Genomic DNA, 17620 nt, shown 5'->3' with positions numbered 1-17620 from the left:
TTTTCTTATTGTCATTTCGCCATAGGGCGCGGTTGATACGACGATGGAGCGGAGAGTTCGGCGGCCGGCGGCGCCTCGGGCAGCGCCGGCGCGCTGCTTTCGATCAGGTGAGCCGGAATGGCCGCATAGTCCTGCTTCAGCCAGCGGGCAAAGCCGTAGGTTTTCACCAGCAGCACCAGCAGGAACGGCAGCGCGGTCAGGATCACCGTGGTTTTCATGGTGTCCAGCGAGGCGCCGGTGAACAGGATCGACAGCGGGATCAGGGTGATCACCACGCACCAGAACAGGCGCAGCATCGGGCTGGGATCTTGCCCCTCCTGCAGGTTGCGGGTGCTGGTGGCGGCCATGGTGTAGGCCACCGCGTCCATGTGCGAGGCCAGGAAAATAATCATGATGAACAGATAGGCGGCCAGGAACAGCTTGCCGAGCGGCAGCGCCGTCAGCAGCATCTGCACGGCGGTTTCGCCGCCCTGGGTGCTGAGGATCTCCGGCACGTTGAGCTGCCCGCTGATGAACTGGTGCATGGCGTAGCTTTCCAGCGAGCCGAAGAAGAACCAGCAGCCGAGGGTGCTGCCGAGCAACAGCGCCCAGATCACCTCTTTAATCTTGCGGCCGCGCGAGACGCGGGTGACGAACATCGCCACGCCCGGGGTATAGGAGATCCACCACAGCCAGTAGAACACCGTCCAGCTGCGGCTGAAGCTGCCGTCGCCCATCGGATCGGTGAACAGGCTCATCTGCAGGAAGTTTTGCGCGGTCAGGCCGATGGCGTTGATGGTGTTGTTGATGGTGAACTCAGTGGGGCCGACCAGCAGCACCAGCCCGGCGAAGACGAAAGCGCCCCAGCCGACCATTTTGCTCAGGCGCTGCATGCCGCCGTCGATGCCGATGTAGGAGCTGAGGCAGAAAATCACCGCCGCCAGCAGGATCACCGTTGCCTGCACCACGAAATTGTCCGGGATGCCGGTCAGCGCCGTCAGCCCGCGAGTAAAGGTGGAGGCGGTCAGCACCAGCGAAATGGTGAGGGCGCCGACGGTGGCGACCAGGAAAATCAGATCCACCATCCGCCCGATCGGGCCGTTGGCGCGCACGCCGGTGATGGCGGAAATGATCCCCGACAGGCTGAGCCCTTTGTTCTTACGCACATGGAAGTGGTAGGCCATGATCAGCGAGGCGAGGGCATAGGTCGCCCAGGCGCTCAGGCCCCAGTGGAAGAAGGAGTAGCTGATGCTGTATTCCAGCGCCTTTGGAGTGCGCGGCGCGATGTTCAGCCCCGGCGTCTGGTAGTAATACGCCCATTCCATCACCCCCCAATACAGGGTGGACGAGCCGAGGCCGGCGCAGATGAACATGAATAGCCAGGCCAGCGTGGAGTATTGCGGTTTGCCTTCGCCGAGGCGGATGTTGCCGTATTTGCTCAACGCCAGATACAGCACCACCAGCAGGGCGATCAGCACCAGGATTTGAATGGTTGAACCGAACAGCCGGGTGACGCCGTTGAAAATGGTGTTGGCGATAAGCGCGGATTGAGCCGGAAAGAGCATCAGGCAAATGGCGATCAGCGCAATACTGCACAGGCTGATGGCGATGAGCGTGACATCCTTTTTAGGGTTGCTCTGCATGGGAGTGAACTCCTGTTATCGGTGGTGGGCCGGTGCGCGAAGCGTAGGGTGCGTCCGGGCCTTATTGGTTTGAACCCTTTGTTGTGTTACACCGCGAGGAGCAAACGCCCCGGCAGAATGCGCTGGGAATATTTACTCTTCATTAACATTTTCGAGTGTGCACAAATTACAGGAGGGCCACAATTGGGGCATCTGTAAAAGGATAAAACACAGTATGTAAACAATTTGTTGTGATCTTGACCGGGGTATTGGCGTGCTTTCTGCGGTGGTTTTCAGCGGATTTGCGGCGGCGATCGAAGCGGAAAAACGGACGTGGCAAAGCAGGGCGCGAAAACGCGCCCTGCGCAGGAAAACCGGTGATGCTTAGCGTTGCAGCAGGGCGGCGATCGCCTGGCCGACTTGCTGGGTGGAGGCATCGCCGCGCATGTCCGGCGTGCGCGGCCCGTCGGCGATGATGCGCTCGATCGCCTGCAGGATGCCGTCGTGCGCCTGGCGGTAACGGGCATCGCCGTCGCCGAGGAAGTCCAGCATCATCGCGCCACTCCAGATCATGGCGATCGGGTTGGCGATGTTCTTGCCGAAAATGTCCGGCGCCGAGCCGTGCACCGGTTCGAACAGCGACGGGAAGTTGCGCTCCGGGTTCAGGTTGGCCGACGGCGCAATGCCGATGGTGCCGGTGCAGGCCGGGCCGAGATCCGACAAAATATCGCCGAACAGGTTGGAGGCGACCACCACGTCGAAGCGTTCGGGGTTCAGCACGAAGCGCGCGCACAGAATATCGATGTGCTGTTTGTCCCAGGCGATATCGGGGTACTGGCGCGCCATCTCCGCCACGCGCTCATCCCAGTACGGCATGCTGATGGCCATGCCGTTAGATTTGGTGGCGGCGGTCAGGCGTTTGCGTGGGCGCTGCTGCGCCAGCTCGAAGGCGTACTTCAGGATGCGGTCCACGCCCTGGCGGGTGAAAACCGATTCCTGGATCACCATCTCGCGTTCGGTGCCTTCGAACATCCGCCCGCCGAGCGAGGAGTATTCCCCTTCGGTATTTTCGCGCACCACGTAGAAATCGATATCGCCCGGCTGTTTGTTCGCCAGCGGGCAGGGCACGCCGGGAAACAGCCGGACCGGGCGCAGGTTGACGTACTGCTCGAAGTCGCGGCGGAATTTCAGCAGTGAACCCCACAGCGAAATGTGATCGGGCACCGTATCCGGCCAGCCGACGGCGCCGAAGTAGATGGCGTCGAAGCCCTTGAGCTGCTCAAACCAATCGTCCGGCATCATCTGGCCGTGGTGCTGGTAGTAGTCGCAGCTGGCCCACTCGAAGGTGTCGAATTCCAGCGAAAGATCCCAGCGCGCCGCCGCCGCCTGCAATACCCGTATGCCTTCCGGCAACACTTCCCGCCCGATACCGTCCCCGGGGATAGCGGCAATCTTGTAAGTTTTGCTCATACAGAGGTCTCATTTGTAGGTAGGGGAGATTGACAACACTCTTATCCTATAATTGACTAACTGTTAATCAATCTCGAAAACGGTGAAACATAAAACACGAATCATGAACAATATGCCGATCCTGAGTGACCTGCGGGTGTTCGTGCTGGTGGCGCGCCGCGCCGGGTTCGCCGCCGCCGCCGAAGAGCTGGGCGTGTCGCCGGCCTTTATCAGCAAACGCATCGCGTTGCTGGAGAAGGCGCTGGACGTGTCGCTGCTGCACCGCACCACGCGGCGGGTGGCGATCACCGAGGACGGCGAACGCATCTACGAATGGGCGCAGCGCATTCTCAACGACGTCGATCAGATGATGGACGAGCTGTCCGAAGTGCGCCAGGCGCCGCAGGGCATGCTGCGCGTGGTCAGCAGCTTCGGCTTCGGCCGGCGCTTCGTGGCCCCGGCGCTGTCGGCGCTGGCGCGGGAGTATCCGCAGCTGGAGCTGCGGCTCGACGTGTCCGATCGGCTGGTGGATCTGGTCAGCGAAGGGTTCGATCTGGATATCCGCATTGGCGACGATATTGCCCCTAATCTGATCGCGCGCAAGCTGGCGGACAACCAGCGCATCCTGTGCGCTTCACCGGCCTATCTGCAGCGCCACGGCGTGCCGAAAAGCGTGGCGGAGCTGGCGGGCCGCGCTTGTCTGGTGATCAAGGAGCGCGATCACCCGTTCGGGCTGTGGCGGTTGCAGGGGCCGGGCGGTGAAGAGACGGTGAAGGTGACGGGGGCGCTGGCGTCGAACCACGGCGAAATCGTGCACCAGTGGTGCCTGGACGGGCAGGGCGTCGCGCTGCGTTCCGCCTGGGACGTGAAAGAGAACATCGACAGCGGCCGGCTGGTGCACATCCTGCCGGAGTATCATCAGCCGGCCAACATCTGGGCGGTGTACGTTTCCCGGCTGGCAACGTCGGCGAAAGTGCGGGTGACGGTCGAATTTTTGCGCGACTATTTCCGTGAGCACTACGGCGAAACGGGAGCGGCGAGCGAAAATCCGCTGCGGCCTTGAGGCCAAAAATGTGCGCCAGATCATCTTATGCTCGTAAAACTCCCCTCCGTTACTTGCAGAACTGTTGCACCTGTTCCTTTTGGCAAAACTTTGGTTTATGCTCAGCTGAAGCGTTTCAGTTGAGGCACTCTTCGACAGAAATGCCGATGTGAAGGCGGCGAAAAGCCGCTGAAGCGCGGGAATAATGCAAACGCGGCGATTCACAGCGGGCGGTGCGATCCACTACTCTATACGGGTTAGTGAGACAACCAGTCAGCGCCGGCCCGGCGCCGGTGAGTCAGCCCGGCGGGGACGGCCCTTTTTCAGGAGCAGCATGACCATCCGCATAGCGATAAACGGCTTTGGCCGCATCGGCCGCAGCGTATTGCGCGCACTGTACGAATCGGGACGACGGGCGGAAATCTCCGTGGTGGCGATCAACGAGCTGGCGAACGCCGAGGGCATGGCCCATCTGCTGAAGTACGATTCCAGCCACGGCCGCTTCGCCTGGGATGTGCGGCAAGAGTGCGACACGCTGAGCGTCGGAGACGACGCGATTCGCCTGTTGCATCAGCCGGCGGTGGAGCAGTTGCCCTGGGGCGAGCTGGGCGTCGACGTGGTGCTGGACTGCAGCGGCGTGTACGGCAGCCGGGCGGATGGCGAAGCCCATCTGGCGGCGGGGGCGAAGAAAGTGCTGTTCGCCCATCCGGGCGGCAACGATCTGGACGCCACCATCGTGTTCGGCGTCAACCATCAGACGCTGTTGGCGGAACATCGCATCGTGTCCAACGCCTCGTGCACCACCAACTGCATTATTCCGGTGATCAAGCTGCTGGACGATGCCTACAGCATCGAGTCCGGCACCGTGACCACCATTCACTCGGCGATGAACGATCAGCCGGTGATCGACGCGTATCACGCGGATTTGCGGCGCACCCGTGCGGCGAGCCAGTCGATCATTCCGGTCGACACCAAGCTGGCCGCGGGCATCACCCGTATCTTCCCGCAGTTTTGCGATCGCTTCGAGGCTATCTCGGTGCGCGTGCCGACCATCAACGTGACGGCTATCGATCTCAGCGTCAGCGTGAGCGCCGCGGTGAAGGTGGCGGAGGTCAACCAGCTGTTGCAAAAGGCCGCACGGGAGTCATTTCGTGGTATAGTTGACTACACGGAATTACCATTGGTCTCGATCGATTTTAACCATGACCCGCACAGCGCTATCGTCGACGGTACGCAGACCCGGGTCAGCGGGCAGCACCTGATAAAGACCTTGGTCTGGTGCGACAATGAATGGGGCTTTGCCAATCGGATGTTGGATACCACACGGGCAATGGCCGCCAGCGGTTTCTAGTACGGCGGCGCCGGCGTGACGGGCGCGCTGCTCAGGCAATTTTATAGAGATTCAATAAAGAGGGTTCACCATGTCTGTAATTAAGATGACCGATCTGGATCTGGCGGGTAAACGCGTACTGATCCGCTCCGATCTGAACGTGCCGGTAAAAGACGGTAAAGTGACTTCCGATGCGCGTATCCGCGCTTCCCTGCCGACTATCGAAGCTGCGCTGAAGCAAGGCGCCCGCGTGATGGTGACCTCCCACCTGGGTCGTCCTACCGAAGGCGAGTACAACGAAGAATTCTCCCTGCTGCCTGTGGTCAACTACCTGAAAGATCACCTGAAATCCCCAGTGCGTCTGGCGAAGGATTATCTGGATGGCGTCGACGTCGCCGAAGGCGAACTGGTGGTGCTGGAAAACGTCCGTTTCAACAAGGGCGAGAAGAAAGACGACGAAACCCTGTCCAAGAAATACGCGGCGCTGTGCGACGTGTACGTGATGGACGCGTTCGGCACTGCGCACCGCGCGCAGGCTTCCACCCACGGCGTGGGCAAGTTCGCGCCTGTCGCCTGTGCCGGCCCGCTGCTGTCCGCCGAGCTGGAAGCGCTGGGCAAGGCCCTGGGTAACCCGGCCCGTCCGATGGTCGCTATCGTGGGCGGTTCTAAAGTGTCCACCAAACTGACCGTGCTGGATTCCCTGTCCAAAATCGCCGATCAGCTGATCGTCGGCGGCGGCATTGCCAACACCTTCGTGGCGGCGCAGGGCAACAACGTGGGCCAGTCCCTGTACGAACCTGACCTGATCCCGAACGCGCAGAAACTGCTGGAAACCTGCGACATTCCGGTTCCGACCGACGTGCGCGTAGCGACCGAGTTCTCCGAAACCGCGACCGCGACCGTGAAGCAAGCCAACGAGATCCAGGACAACGAGCAAATTCTGGATATGGGCGACGTCTCTGCCGAGCGTCTGGCCGTTATCCTGAAGAACGCCAAGACCATTCTGTGGAATGGCCCGGTTGGCGTATTCGAGTTCCCTAACTTCCGTAAGGGCACCGAAATTGTCGCCCGCGCGATCGCCGATAGCGACGCTTTCTCTATCGCTGGCGGCGGCGACACTCTGGCAGCCATCGATCTGTTCGGTATCGCTGACAAAATCTCCTACATCTCCACCGGCGGTGGCGCATTCCTGGAATTCGTTGAAGGGAAACCGCTGCCTGCCGTCGTGATGCTGGAAGAGCGCGCTAAGCAGTAATTCAGACAACGGGAGGCGAAAGCCGCCCGTTTGTTTTATACCGCGCGGCTAATGCTGCGCGGCGTGAAAACATCGATTTACATCCATCTACGGCCGACGAAACAGGACAAAGTAACATGTCTAAAATTTTTGATTTCGTAAAACCGGGTGTCATCACGGGTGATGACGTTCAGAAAGTCTTCGCAGTTGCTAAAGAGAACAACTTTGCGCTGCCAGCGGTAAACTGCGTGGGTACCGACTCCATCAACGCAGTGCTGGAAGCCGCGGCTAAAGTGCGCGCGCCGGTCATCGTTCAGTTCTCCAACGGCGGCGCCGCGTTCATCGCCGGCAAAGGCGTGAAGACCGATGTGCCTCAGGGCGCAGCGATTCTGGGCGCCATCTCTGGCGCACACCACGTTCACCAGATGGCTGAACACTACGGCGTGCCGGTGATCCTGCACACCGACCACTGCGCGAAGAAACTGCTGCCATGGCTGGACGGCCTGCTGGACGCCGGCGAGAAGCACTTCGCCGCTACCGGCAAACCGCTGTTCTCTTCCCACATGATCGATCTGTCTGAAGAGTCGCTGGAAGAAAACATCGAGATCTGTAGCGCCTACCTGAAGCGCATGGCCAAAATCGGCATGACGCTGGAAATCGAACTGGGCTGCACCGGCGGTGAAGAAGATGGCGTGGATAACAGCCATATGGACGCTTCCGCACTGTACACCCAGCCGGAAGACGTGGCTTACGCGTACGAAAAACTGAACGCCATCAGCCCGCGCTTCACCATCGCTGCCTCCTTCGGTAACGTACACGGCGTGTACAAGCCAGGCAACGTCAAGCTGACCCCGACCATCCTGCGTGATTCTCAGGACTACGTGTCCAAGAAATTCAACCTGCCGCACAACAGCCTGAACTTCGTGTTCCACGGCGGTTCCGGTTCTACCGACGCAGAGATCAAAGAGTCTGTGGGTTATGGTGTTATCAAGATGAACATCGACACCGACACCCAATGGGCGACCTGGGACGGCATCCTGCAGTACTACAAAGCGAACGAAGCTTACCTGCAGGGCCAGCTGGGCAACCCGAAAGGCGCCGATCAGCCGAACAAGAAATACTACGATCCACGCGTATGGCTGCGCGCAGCGCAGACCAGCATGGTGACGCGTCTGGAGCAGGCCTTCAAAGATCTGAACGCGGTAGACGTTCTGTAATCTTCGGCACCTGTTGCACGATGTAAAAGGCTCCCTGTGGGGAGCCTTTTTCGTTTTCAGCCCAGCAGGCCGGCGCCGACGTTGACAGACAGGCCCAGGATCAGCATGTTGAACGCGAAGGAGATCACCGACTGCAACAGGGTGACCTTGCGCACCTCCGCCGCTCCGACCGCCACATCGGCGGTCTGCGACGCGACCGCGATAGTGAAGGAGAAATAGGCGAAATCCAGATAGGTCGGCTCGGTGAGGTTGCCGGGAAACAGCAGCGGCAACGGAGCCTGCTGCGCGCCCTGGCGATAAAACTGGTGGGCATAGTGCATGGTGAAGGCGGTCGGCAGCAGCAGCCAGGAGACCACCAGCGTGGAGCCGGTCAGCAGCAAATGCAGCGTCTTCAAAGATCCGGCCACCTGTTTGGCGCTGCTCAGTTCAAACAGGATCGCCAGTAAACTGACCAGACAACCGAGGCTGACCAGCGTCAGCACCATGCTGGCGCTTTCGTCCTGCCGCCGGGCGATCTGGCGAATGTGCTGCGGCGTGCTGATCAGCATCAGCCGCCAGAGAAACAGCAGGTAGAGCCAGGCCAGCGTATTCCAGCCGATCATCAGGCGCTGCAGCAGCGAAAGCTGGGCGGGCAGCAGCAAAAAGCACAGCAGCCCGGCGCCGACCGAAAACAGCAGCCTGGGCCGCACTAGCCAATAGTGTTTGAGCGAAGAGCGAATATGCATGAAAAACAGATCCCTTGTCGTGAAATGGCCAACGCGCTGTTCTCAGCATAGAAGAAGCGGCGGGCAGTTTAGGCTATTTTTAACGCTGACGGTTGGCAGGAGCCTTTAATGTTGGTTACCCTAAGGCGGTGGTTTCCGACTGGCCGCCGAGGCCAGTGTATTTTTGCGAGTTTCTCCCGTTAGGGACTGAGTTAGGACGACACGAATGAAAGATTTGAATGTAGTAGACGGCATCAACGGTGCCGGCGACTGGCTGGTGAAGAACCAGGATCTACTGATCCAGTACGCGGTGAATATCGTCGCCGCCATCGTTATCCTGATCATCGGTTCGATCGTAGCCCGCGTGGTTGGCAATGCGTTAAATCGCGTGATGAAGCTGCGCGGCATCGACGCCACGGTGGCAGACTTCCTGTCGGCAATCGTGCGCTACGGCGTGCTGGCATTCACCTTCATCGCGGTGCTGGGGCGCGTCGGCGTGCAGACCACCTCGGTGATCGCCGTGCTGGGTGCCGCCGGTTTGGCCGTCGGCCTGGCGCTGCAAGGGTCGCTGTCCAACTTTGCCGCCGGCGTGCTGCTGGTGATCTTCCGCCCGCTGCGCGTGGGTGAATATGTCGATCTGGGCGGCGTGGCCGGTACCGTCGATCAGGTGCAGATTTTCTCCACCACCCTGCGGACTTCCGACAATAAAACCATCGTGGTGCCGAACGGTAAAATCATCGCCGGCAACATCATCAACTACTCCCGTGAACCGAACCGCCGCGTGGATATCGTGGTGGGCGTGGCCTACAACGCCGATATCGACGTGGTGAAGAAAGTGCTGGGCGACGTGATCGCCGCCGACAAGCGCATCCTGCATGCCAAAGGCGTGACCGTGCGTCTGAACGAGATGGCGCCGTCTTCCCTGAACTTCGTCACCCGTTCCTGGACCACCAACGCGGAATACTGGAACGTGTACTTCGATCTGATGGAAAACTTCAAGCGCGCGCTGGATGCCCACAACATCGGCATTCCGTTCCCGCAGATGGACGTGCACCTGTATCGCACTGAAGACGCTTCCGCCAAGGCGGAATAACAGAGAAGGGGGCCTGGGCCCCCTTTTTTCATTACGGGCCGAGACGCCACCGAGGGCGTCTCGGCCTTTTCTTTTCCGCGAGTTCAGGCGTCGGCGGCCGGTTCCGCGCGCGGCGCGCGATGGCGCGGACTGAGGCGATAGAGCAGGAAGATGGCGACCGCGCCCAGCAGCGCCGGCAGCGCCAGCCAGAGGAAAAACACTTCCGCCGATCCGGCGGCGGTCATCATCCAGGCGCCGAGCATCGAGCCGACGATCGAGCCGAAGCGGCCGTTGGCCATGGCCCAGCTGACGCCGGTCACGCGGGCTGCTGTCGGGTAAAGGGTGGCGGAGACCAGGTTCAGGCCGTTTTGCGCGCCGGCTACGCCGAAGCCGATCAGGAACACGACGGCGGCCAGCGTGTAGACGTCGCCCATCAGATACCCGGTCGCGCCGATCACCAGCGCGGCACCCAGGTAGGAGACGGCCAGCACGCGGTAGGGCCCGACCCGGTCCATCAGCAGCGCCATCAGGACGGCGCCCAGGGTGCCGCCGAGCGGCACCATCGCCCCGATGCGCGAGGCGTGGGCGATATCGTAACCGGCGTCTTTGAGGATCGTCGGCAGCCAGCTGGTGAGCAGGTAGAACACGAACAGCGAGCAGAAGAACGCCGCCCACAGCAGCAGGGTGCGCACGGCGCGCCCTTCGATAAACAGGTGCGAGATCGGCGACTTGGCCTGCGGTGGGCGCTCGTCATCGACGATGGTGACCCCCGTCCAACGCCGGCCGGTGATGCGCTCGACCACCCGGCGCAACCGATCGGCATGTTTGGCGCTGGCGGCCATAAAGCGTACCGATTCGGGCATTTGCCAGGCCAGCAGCGGCAGCAGCGCCAACGGCGCAATGCCACCCACCAGCAGCATGCCGCGCCAGCCGAACGCCGGGATGATCTGCCCGGCCAGCAGGCCGCCCAGGGCCAACCCGGCGGTAAAGCCGCTCCAGCTCAGGGTGACCATCAGCATGCGGCGGCGCGCCGGTGAGTACTCCGAGCTGAGGGTAATGCAGGTCGGTATCGCACCCCCAAGGCCAATGCCGGTAATGAAGCGCAGCAAGGTCAGGGATTCTATCGATTGCGTATAGGCCGAAGCCAGAGTGCAGCCGCCAAACACCAGCACCGCGACGAGCAGCACGCGTTTGCGGCCGATGGCGTCGGCGATCGGCCCGAACAGCAGGCTGCCGATCAGCAGGCCGAACAGCCCCGCGCCGAAGGCGGGAGAGAGCTGCGAGGGGTGCAGGCCCCACTCTTCGCGCAGCGCCGGGGCGATATAGCCGATGATGGCGGTATCGAAGCCGTCCAGCAGGGCGATCAGGAAACACAGGGTAAGGATGAGGATTTGATAAGGCGAGATCCTGGCGCGATCGATAATTTCGCTGATGCGAGCGGTATCTGGGCTCATGAGGGTTCCACTGTTATTAAGCTGGTGTGGGCTGGCTGAGGGGCCGTTCAGGCCGCTGTGGCTGGCATCGCGTAGAAGCTCGAGTATACACCAGAGCGGGGACGTTGCGGGGAGAGGGAGTCGATGATCATCGCCCGCCGCAGGAGGCTCCTGCGGCGGGCGATGGTGAGGTTATTTGGCCAGCAGTTCCCGGCGCACGATCTCGGCGCCCGCACTCAAGGCGTTCAGCTTGCCGCTGGCGACCCGACGAGGCAGGGGGGCCATGCCGCAGTTGGTGGAGGGATAGAGCTTGTCGGCATCGACAAACTGCAGCGCTTTACGCAGCGTAGCGGCCACTTCTTCCGGCGTCTCAACGGTATGATTCGCTACATCAATGGCGCCAACCATCACTTTTTTGCCGCGGATCAGTCCAAGCAGATCCATCGGCACGTGCGAGTTATGGCACTCCAGCGAGATGATATCGATAGTAGAGGTTTGCAGCTTGGGGAACGCCTCTTCATATTGCCGCCACTCAGAGCCCAGCGTCTTTTTCCAGTCGGTATTGGCCTTAATGCCGTACCCATAGCAGATATGCACCGCCGTTTCACACTTAAGCCCTTCAACGGCCCTTTCCAGCGCGGCGATGCCCCAGTCATTCACCTCGTCAAAGAACACGTTAAATGCGGGCTCATCAAACTGAATGATGTCGACGCCGGCAGCCTCGAGCTCTTTGGCTTCCTGATTGAGGATCTTGGCGAACTCCCAGGCCAATTTTTCGCGGCTTTTATAGTGGTTGTCATAGAGCGTGTCGATCATGGTCATCGGCCCCGGCAGGGCCCATTTAATCGGCTGCTTGGTCAGCCGGCGTAAAAATTTGGCGTCTTCAACGAACACGGGCTGTTGACGGGCCACCGCCCCCACGACGGTCGGCACGCTCGCCTCATAGCGATTGCGGATTTTAACCACCTCGCGTTTCTCGAAATCGACGCCGCTAAGGTGTTCGATAAACGTCGTGACGAAGTGCTGGCGCGTTTGCTCGCCATCGCTGACGATATCGATGCCGGCCTGCTGTTGCTCTGCCAGCGACAAACGCAGGGCATCCTGTTTGCCTTCGACTAATTCTTCATTCTGCAATTTCCAGGGCGACCACAGGGTTTCCGGTTGGGCCAGCCAGGACGGCTTAGGCAAGCTGCCGGCGGTCGACGTAGGGAGCAATATTTTCATAATAGATGACCTGTATTTGAGTGAATCAAAGCGCGTAGTGAGCAGACCACTGCTCAAGAATGGGCTTGTAGGGTTTGATAAATTGCTCTTCCGTAAATTTCCCCTGCTCAATCGCTAACCGGCTACGCTCTTCGCGATCGTAAACAATCTTGGTTAATGAATGATCCTGGTTATTCAGGCTTGGCTGATAGCATTGCCCTGCCGCCGAGTTGGCATTGTAAATTTCAGGCCGATAGATTTTTTGGAAGGTCTCCATCGTGCTGATGGTGCCGATCAGCTCCAGATCGGTGTAATCGCTCAGCAAATCCCCGGGGAAATAAAACGCCAGCGGCGCGACGCTATTTTTCGGCATGAAGTAGCGCACCTGCAGGCCCATTTTATTAAAGTACCGGTCGGTCAGCGAAGCGCCGTCTTGCCGATACTCGTCGCCCAACACCGGATGTTGATTGCCCGTCCGATGATAGGTGTCTTTGCTGGACACGCTGAGGCAGATCACCGGCGGTTTGCTGAAATTCGCATGGTATTCGTTTGAATTGACGAAGTGCTTAAAGATATTGCCGTGCAAATCGCCGAAATCGTCCGGAATGTTGAATTCCGCCGTGTTTTTATTGTGCTCCGGCAGCAAGACGCTAAAGTCGTAATCGCGCACGTAAGACGAGAAATTATTCCCGACGATGCCCTCAATACGCTTTTGCGATTTTTTATCAATGATGTGGGTTTTCAGGATTTCGATCACCGGGAAGCTGGCACCCTGCTCGTCAACGCGCATCTCAACCGAAATGATTTCAAGCTCAACCGAATAGCGGTTGGCCTTGGGATTATCCCAAGGCGCCAACGAATTGAAGCGATTGTTAATCATCGCCAGCGTGTTGCGCAGGTTCTCCCGGCGGTTTTCCCCTCTGGCCAAATTGGCAAAGTTGGTGGTGATACGCGTACTTTCGGAAGGGTTATAGTCTTCATCGAAAGAACTGCGCTTAATCGTAAAGGTAAAGTCTTTATTCATCGTCTTATAGCATCCTGTTATATGATATGAAGGCTGGATTTATCCATTTGTTTCAATGGGTTGTTTTTCTCTTTTTTTATTCAGCCGGTTTCATATTGTCTGTCGTTAATGAGGTCTATTTTTGCCAGAGTCCTGCGGGGAGTGAAAGAGACTTAATTTCATTACCACATGAGCCGCGTTCATGATCTGGCATTCGGGCCGGTTTGCCACCGTTGCCCTGCTGCGCAAGCCACCCGGTGCGCCGGGCCGGCAACCTGGCGCCGCCTGAAAAATTGCGGGTATAATCCCCCCATGACCCCACGGATTCAGACACGAACATGACAAAACTCACCTTACAAGAGCAGATGCTCAAAGCGGGCCTGGTCACCAGCAAGAAAATGGCCAAGGTCCAAAGAACGGCTAAAAAATCACGCGTTCAGGCCCGCGAGGCCAGAGAGGCGGTGGAAGAGAATAAAAAGGCGCAGCTTGAGCGCGATAAGCAGCTGAGCGAGCAGCAAAAGCAAGCCGTGCTGTCCAAAGAATACAAGGCGCAGGTGAAGCAGCTGATCGAGATGAACCGCATCGTCCTGGCGAAAGGTGACATCGGTTTCAACTTCACCGACGGTAACCTGATCAAAAAAATCCTGGTGGATAAGGCGACGCAGACCCAGCTGATCAATGGCCGCCTCGCCATTGCCCGCCTGGTGGTCGAGAACCGCGAAGAGTGTGAATACGCGATTATCCCCGCGAGCGTCGCCGATAAAATCGCGCAGCGCGATGCGGCCAGCATCGTGTTGCACAGCGCGCTGAGTCAGGAAGAACAGGATGAAGACGATCCGTACGCCGACTTTAAAGTGCCCGACGATTTGATGTGGTAAGCCGCGCTCAGAACGGCGCGGCGTGACGTGCGGCGATCCGCGCTTCGCTGATGGGGTGCACAAAGTCCAGTTCGCTGGCGTGCAGCATCAGCCGCGGCGTCTGTTCGGTACCCGGCAGCAGACGCCCGCCATACAGATCGCAGCCTAAAATAGGGTGGCCCAACTGCCGGCTGTGAATACGCAGCTGGTGGGTGCGCCCGGTCTCTGGGGTGAGCTGCACCCGCGTCAGCGGCAGCGAGATCCCGTCCTCCGTTTCACGATAAAAACGCTCGACGACCCGATAGCGGGAGCGGGCGGGCTTGCCGTGGAGGGCGCAAATCGACATCAGCGGGAACAGCGCCGGATCTTTGGCGATCGCTGCGTCTATGACCCCTTCGTTATCCGCCAGATGGCCGCAGAGCAGCGCGCTGTACACCTTGCTGACGGTGCGTTCGCTGAACTGCCGGCAGAGCGCGGCGTTGACGGCCTTGTTGCGGGCCACCACCATCAACCCTGACGTGCCGAAATCCAGGCGGTGCACCAGGGCGCAGCCGGGGAAAATCTGCACCAGCCGGTGGTGCACCGAATCGAGATTCTGCGGATTTTTGCCCGAGAGGCTGAGCAGCCCGGCCGGCTTATTGATCAGCGCCAGATGATCGTCCTGATAGAGGATCTCTATCTGCTCATGGCAGGGCGGGGCGATAAAGGAATCGGTAATCGTAGACATCGGGCGGCCGGCTGGAAGGTGGGTGTGGATGATAGCGAATTTTTCGCCGATGGGCGAATTTGACGGCGCTCACAGCGTGATCCTCCCTCGCCGATTTGAGTATTAGCTCCTCTGATACTGGATTAGAAACATCAATTTCACCTAATGATCGCTTCCTCGTATGATGCGCGTGTTGACCGACACGCGCCCTCGTCCGGCGCCTTTTATCATTCGAGGAATCCCCATGTTAGCCGTCTTCCTGCAGGGCTTTGCCCTGAGCGCCGCCATGATCCTGCCGCTGGGCCCGCAGAACGTATTCGTGATGAATCAGGGCATTCGCCGCCAGTATCATTTGATGATTGCTTCGCTGTGCGCATTGAGCGATATCGTGCTGATCTGCGCCGGTATTTTCGGCGGCAGCGCCTTGCTGACCCGCTCGCCGCTGCTGCTGGCGCTGGTCACCTGGGGTGGGGTGGCGTTTCTGCTGTGGTACGGCTGGGGCGCGTTCCGCTCCGCCCTCAGCCCGCAGCCGGCGCAGGCCGCGGCGCAGGAGCTGGCGCAGAGCCGCTGGCGCATCGTTGTCACCATGCTGGCGGTCACCTGGCTGAACCCGCACGTTTATCTGGATACCTTCGTGGTGCTCGGCAGCCTGGGCGGGCAGCTGACGGCGGACGTGCGCTCCTGGTTCGCGCTCGGCGCGGTCAGTGCGTCGGCGGTGTGGTTCTTCGGGCTGGCGCTGCTGGCCTCCTGGCTGGCGCCGTGGCTGAACACGCAGCGGGCGCAGCGCATCATCAACGCGCTGGTCGGGCTGGTGATGTGGGGCATCGCGCTGCAGCTGGCCTGGCAGGGGGCAAATTTATAAGAATTTGTCACTAATCCGAATTTAAAACGCCGCGCGATATGCTACGTTTGATGCCAGGAATCCGGCGGTTCCCACGGGAAAAGCCGGCGATCAGAGACAGCCTGTCATAAGGAGACACTGTGAAGCTAAAAGCATTGGCTATGGCCGCAATGGTCGGATTAGGGACATTACCGATGGCGCTGCAGGCGGCTGAAGTGCCTGAAGGGCCGCACGTCGTCACCTCCGGCACCGCCAGCGTGGACGCCACGCCGGATATCGCCACCCTGGCGATTGAAGTGAGCGTTTCCGCCAAAGACGCCGCCCAGGCGAAGAAGCAGGTGGACGAGCGCGTGGCGCAGTACTTTGATTTCCTGCAGAAAAACAACATCGAGAAGAAAGACATCAGCGCCGCCAACCTGCGCACCCAGCCGGAATACGACTACCTGAAAACCGGCGAGTCGGTGTTGAAGGGCTACCGGGCGGTGCGCCAGGTGCAGGTGACCCTGCGCCAGTTGGACAAGCTGAACGAGCTGCTGGACGGCGCGCTGAAATCCGGCCTGAACGAGATCCGCGCGGTGGAGCTGGGCGTCGCCAAGCCGGACGTGTATCGCGAGCAGGCGCGGCAAAAAGCGATCGAGAATGCGACTCAGCAGGCCGAATCTTTGGCCAAAGGTTTCCACGCCAAGCTGGGGCCAGTGTACAGCATTCGCTACCGGGTCGCCAATTACCAGCCGATGCCGGTGGCGCGGATGTATAAGGCGGCCGGCGCGGTGGCGGAAAGCGACGCGGCGCAAACCTATGAACAGCAAAGCATTCACTTCGACGATCAGGTGGATGTGGTGTTCGAGCTGCAGCGCAACGCCGCGCAGTAAGGGCAGGCTATCGATGAAAAGGTTCGCTGAGGCGAACCTTTTTTCGTTTTAATCCTGGCGCAGTACCTGGTGGCCGTGTTCCAGCAGCGCGTCGGTCACTTTGCGCATCATGCGGCTTTCCGGCGCGAAACGATGCCAGTACAGCATGCGGCGCTGGTACAGCCCCGGCGTCAGATCGATCAGCTCACCGGACTCCAGCTCCTTTTCGATCTGCAGGTGCGGGATCATACAGCAGGTCGTGCCCTGACGCGCCAGCTGCACGAAGGCTTCCGAGGAGTTCACGATGTGGCAGGGCACGCTGCCCGGCGACAGATCAAAGTTCTGCTGCAAAAACGCCTGGTGCATGTCGTCGAGATGATCGAAGGCCACCGCCGGCGCTTTCAGCAGCGCGGAGCGGGTGACGCCGCTCGGGAAGTAGCGCTCGGCGAAGCCGCCGGAGGCCACGAACAGGTAGTCCAGCGCCCCCAGCCGATCTACCAGGCAGCTCGGTAGCGGCTGCGGCTGAATACTCACCGCGCCCACCACTTCACCGCGGCGCAGCCGCTCCTGGGTACGGGTTTCATCTTCCACCTGCAGATTCAGGCGAATGGGGGAGTCCGCCAGCACCGGCTTCAGCGCCGGCAGCAGCCAGGTCGCCAGACTGTCGGCGTTGACCGCCAGCGACAGCAGCAGCGGCGTATCGACGCCGGTGTCGTTGCCCAGCCACTCTTCTTCCAGCAGCTCCACCTGATGCAGCAGCGCCAGCAACTTTTGCCCTTGTTCGGTGGGGCGCGGCGGCACGGTACGGACCAGCAGCGGTTGGCCGAACAGGTTTTCCAGCTGTTTGATGCGTTGGGATACCGCCGATTGCGTGATACAGAGTTTTTGAGCGGCGCGTTCGAAGCCGCGCTCACGGATCACCGCGTCCAGCGCTTGCAGCGTACGATAGTCTGGGCGTTTCATCGGAAAGATATCCCTTAAATTAGAATGATACCGGCACTATGCCACATTTTGCGCATGGCGCAGGTGGAAAATCACGCCCCAGCCTCGCCGCCAAGCGGGTAAAAATGCGGCCTG

At 60.0% G+C, this 17620-nt stretch carries 16 protein-coding genes; 8 read left to right on the top strand and 8 right to left on the bottom strand.

Annotation, left to right across the window (positions count from 1 at the left end; translation table 11 throughout):
* Positions 1 to 11: 11 nt before the first annotated feature.
* Together M6G53_RS10000 and M6G53_RS09995 are read right to left on the bottom strand one after the other, a co-directional pair.
* Complete coding sequence (locus M6G53_RS10000) at positions 12 to 1622, bottom strand: BCCT family transporter (protein WP_049273776.1); 1611 nt, start codon at positions 1620 to 1622, stop codon at positions 12 to 14.
* 363 nt (positions 1623 to 1985) lie between these two features.
* The gene (locus M6G53_RS09995; RefSeq protein ID WP_004931578.1) at positions 1986 to 3071 is read right to left on the bottom strand and encodes a tartrate dehydrogenase; all 1086 of its coding nucleotides are present in this window, start codon (positions 3069 to 3071) and stop codon (positions 1986 to 1988) included.
* A gap of 82 nt (positions 3072 to 3153) precedes the next feature.
* Between M6G53_RS09995 and M6G53_RS09990 the strand changes: the two genes are divergently transcribed.
* The 4 genes from M6G53_RS09990 to fbaA all read left to right on the top strand — a co-directional run bounded on the left by M6G53_RS09990 (position 3154) and on the right by fbaA (position 7873).
* Positions 3154 to 4113, top strand: coding sequence for a LysR family transcriptional regulator (locus M6G53_RS09990; RefSeq protein ID WP_366519488.1), 960 nt, complete (start codon positions 3154 to 3156; stop codon positions 4111 to 4113).
* A gap of 313 nt (positions 4114 to 4426) precedes the next feature.
* The gene (epd, locus tag M6G53_RS09985; RefSeq protein ID WP_004931582.1) at positions 4427 to 5443 is read left to right on the top strand and encodes an erythrose-4-phosphate dehydrogenase; all 1017 of its coding nucleotides are present in this window, start codon (positions 4427 to 4429) and stop codon (positions 5441 to 5443) included.
* Between the two features lie 70 nt (positions 5444 to 5513).
* The gene (gene pgk, locus M6G53_RS09980) at positions 5514 to 6677 is read left to right on the top strand and encodes a phosphoglycerate kinase (protein ID WP_025160206.1); all 1164 of its coding nucleotides are present in this window, start codon (positions 5514 to 5516) and stop codon (positions 6675 to 6677) included.
* A 116-nt stretch (positions 6678 to 6793) separates the two neighbouring features.
* A complete protein-coding gene (gene fbaA / locus M6G53_RS09975; RefSeq protein ID WP_025304179.1) occupies positions 6794 to 7873 on the top strand; it encodes a class II fructose-bisphosphate aldolase in 1080 nt (359 codons plus the stop codon).
* Positions 7874 to 7929: 56 nt separating this feature from the next.
* On the opposite strand, the gene M6G53_RS09970 is transcribed toward fbaA, so the two are convergent.
* Entirely contained in the window at positions 7930 to 8598 is a 669-nt protein-coding gene (locus M6G53_RS09970; protein ID WP_253330933.1) for a DUF1345 domain-containing protein, read from the bottom strand.
* Positions 8599 to 8803: 205 nt separating this feature from the next.
* Between M6G53_RS09970 and mscS the strand changes: the two genes are divergently transcribed.
* Positions 8804 to 9670, top strand: a complete 867-nt coding sequence (gene mscS / locus M6G53_RS09965) for a small-conductance mechanosensitive channel MscS (protein WP_253330931.1) — start codon at positions 8804 to 8806, stop codon at positions 9668 to 9670.
* 83 nt (positions 9671 to 9753) lie between these two features.
* On the opposite strand, the gene M6G53_RS09960 is transcribed toward mscS, so the two are convergent.
* The 3 genes from M6G53_RS09960 to M6G53_RS09950 form a co-directional block, all read right to left on the bottom strand.
* Complete coding sequence (locus tag M6G53_RS09960) at positions 9754 to 11103, bottom strand: MFS transporter (protein ID WP_253330929.1); 1350 nt, start codon at positions 11101 to 11103, stop codon at positions 9754 to 9756.
* 171 nt (positions 11104 to 11274) lie between these two features.
* A complete protein-coding gene (locus tag M6G53_RS09955) occupies positions 11275 to 12306 on the bottom strand; it encodes a methionine synthase (protein WP_253330926.1) in 1032 nt (343 codons plus the stop codon).
* A gap of 25 nt (positions 12307 to 12331) precedes the next feature.
* The gene (locus tag M6G53_RS09950) at positions 12332 to 13309 is read right to left on the bottom strand and encodes a DUF1852 domain-containing protein (protein WP_253330924.1); all 978 of its coding nucleotides are present in this window, start codon (positions 13307 to 13309) and stop codon (positions 12332 to 12334) included.
* Positions 13310 to 13626: 317 nt separating this feature from the next.
* Here M6G53_RS09950 and M6G53_RS09945 point away from each other — a divergent pair, with 317 nt between their 5' ends.
* Entirely contained in the window at positions 13627 to 14166 is a 540-nt protein-coding gene (locus tag M6G53_RS09945; RefSeq protein ID WP_253330922.1) for a DUF2058 domain-containing protein, read from the top strand.
* Between the two features lie 7 nt (positions 14167 to 14173).
* Here M6G53_RS09945 and M6G53_RS09940 read toward each other — a convergent pair whose 3' ends face one another.
* Positions 14174 to 14872: an RluA family pseudouridine synthase gene (locus tag M6G53_RS09940; protein ID WP_253330921.1), complete on the bottom strand. Its 699-nt coding sequence runs from the start codon at positions 14870 to 14872 to the stop codon at positions 14174 to 14176.
* A gap of 223 nt (positions 14873 to 15095) precedes the next feature.
* Between M6G53_RS09940 and argO the strand changes: the two genes are divergently transcribed.
* Both argO and M6G53_RS09930 read left to right on the top strand, forming a co-directional pair.
* Positions 15096 to 15713: an arginine exporter ArgO gene (gene argO, locus M6G53_RS09935; protein WP_253330919.1), complete on the top strand. Its 618-nt coding sequence runs from the start codon at positions 15096 to 15098 to the stop codon at positions 15711 to 15713.
* Positions 15714 to 15832: 119 nt separating this feature from the next.
* Entirely contained in the window at positions 15833 to 16564 is a 732-nt protein-coding gene (locus tag M6G53_RS09930) for an oxidative stress defense protein (RefSeq protein WP_253330917.1), read from the top strand.
* A gap of 48 nt (positions 16565 to 16612) precedes the next feature.
* Here M6G53_RS09930 and M6G53_RS09925 read toward each other — a convergent pair whose 3' ends face one another.
* Positions 16613 to 17506: a LysR family transcriptional regulator ArgP gene (locus tag M6G53_RS09925; protein WP_253330915.1), complete on the bottom strand. Its 894-nt coding sequence runs from the start codon at positions 17504 to 17506 to the stop codon at positions 16613 to 16615.
* Between the last annotated feature and the right edge of the window lie 114 nt (positions 17507 to 17620).

Source organism: Serratia nevei (genome assembly GCF_024160145.1).
GTDB classification, from domain to species: Bacteria; Pseudomonadota; Gammaproteobacteria; order Enterobacterales; family Enterobacteriaceae; genus Serratia; species Serratia nevei_A.
This window is presented reverse-complemented; position numbering and strand designations above follow the sequence as displayed.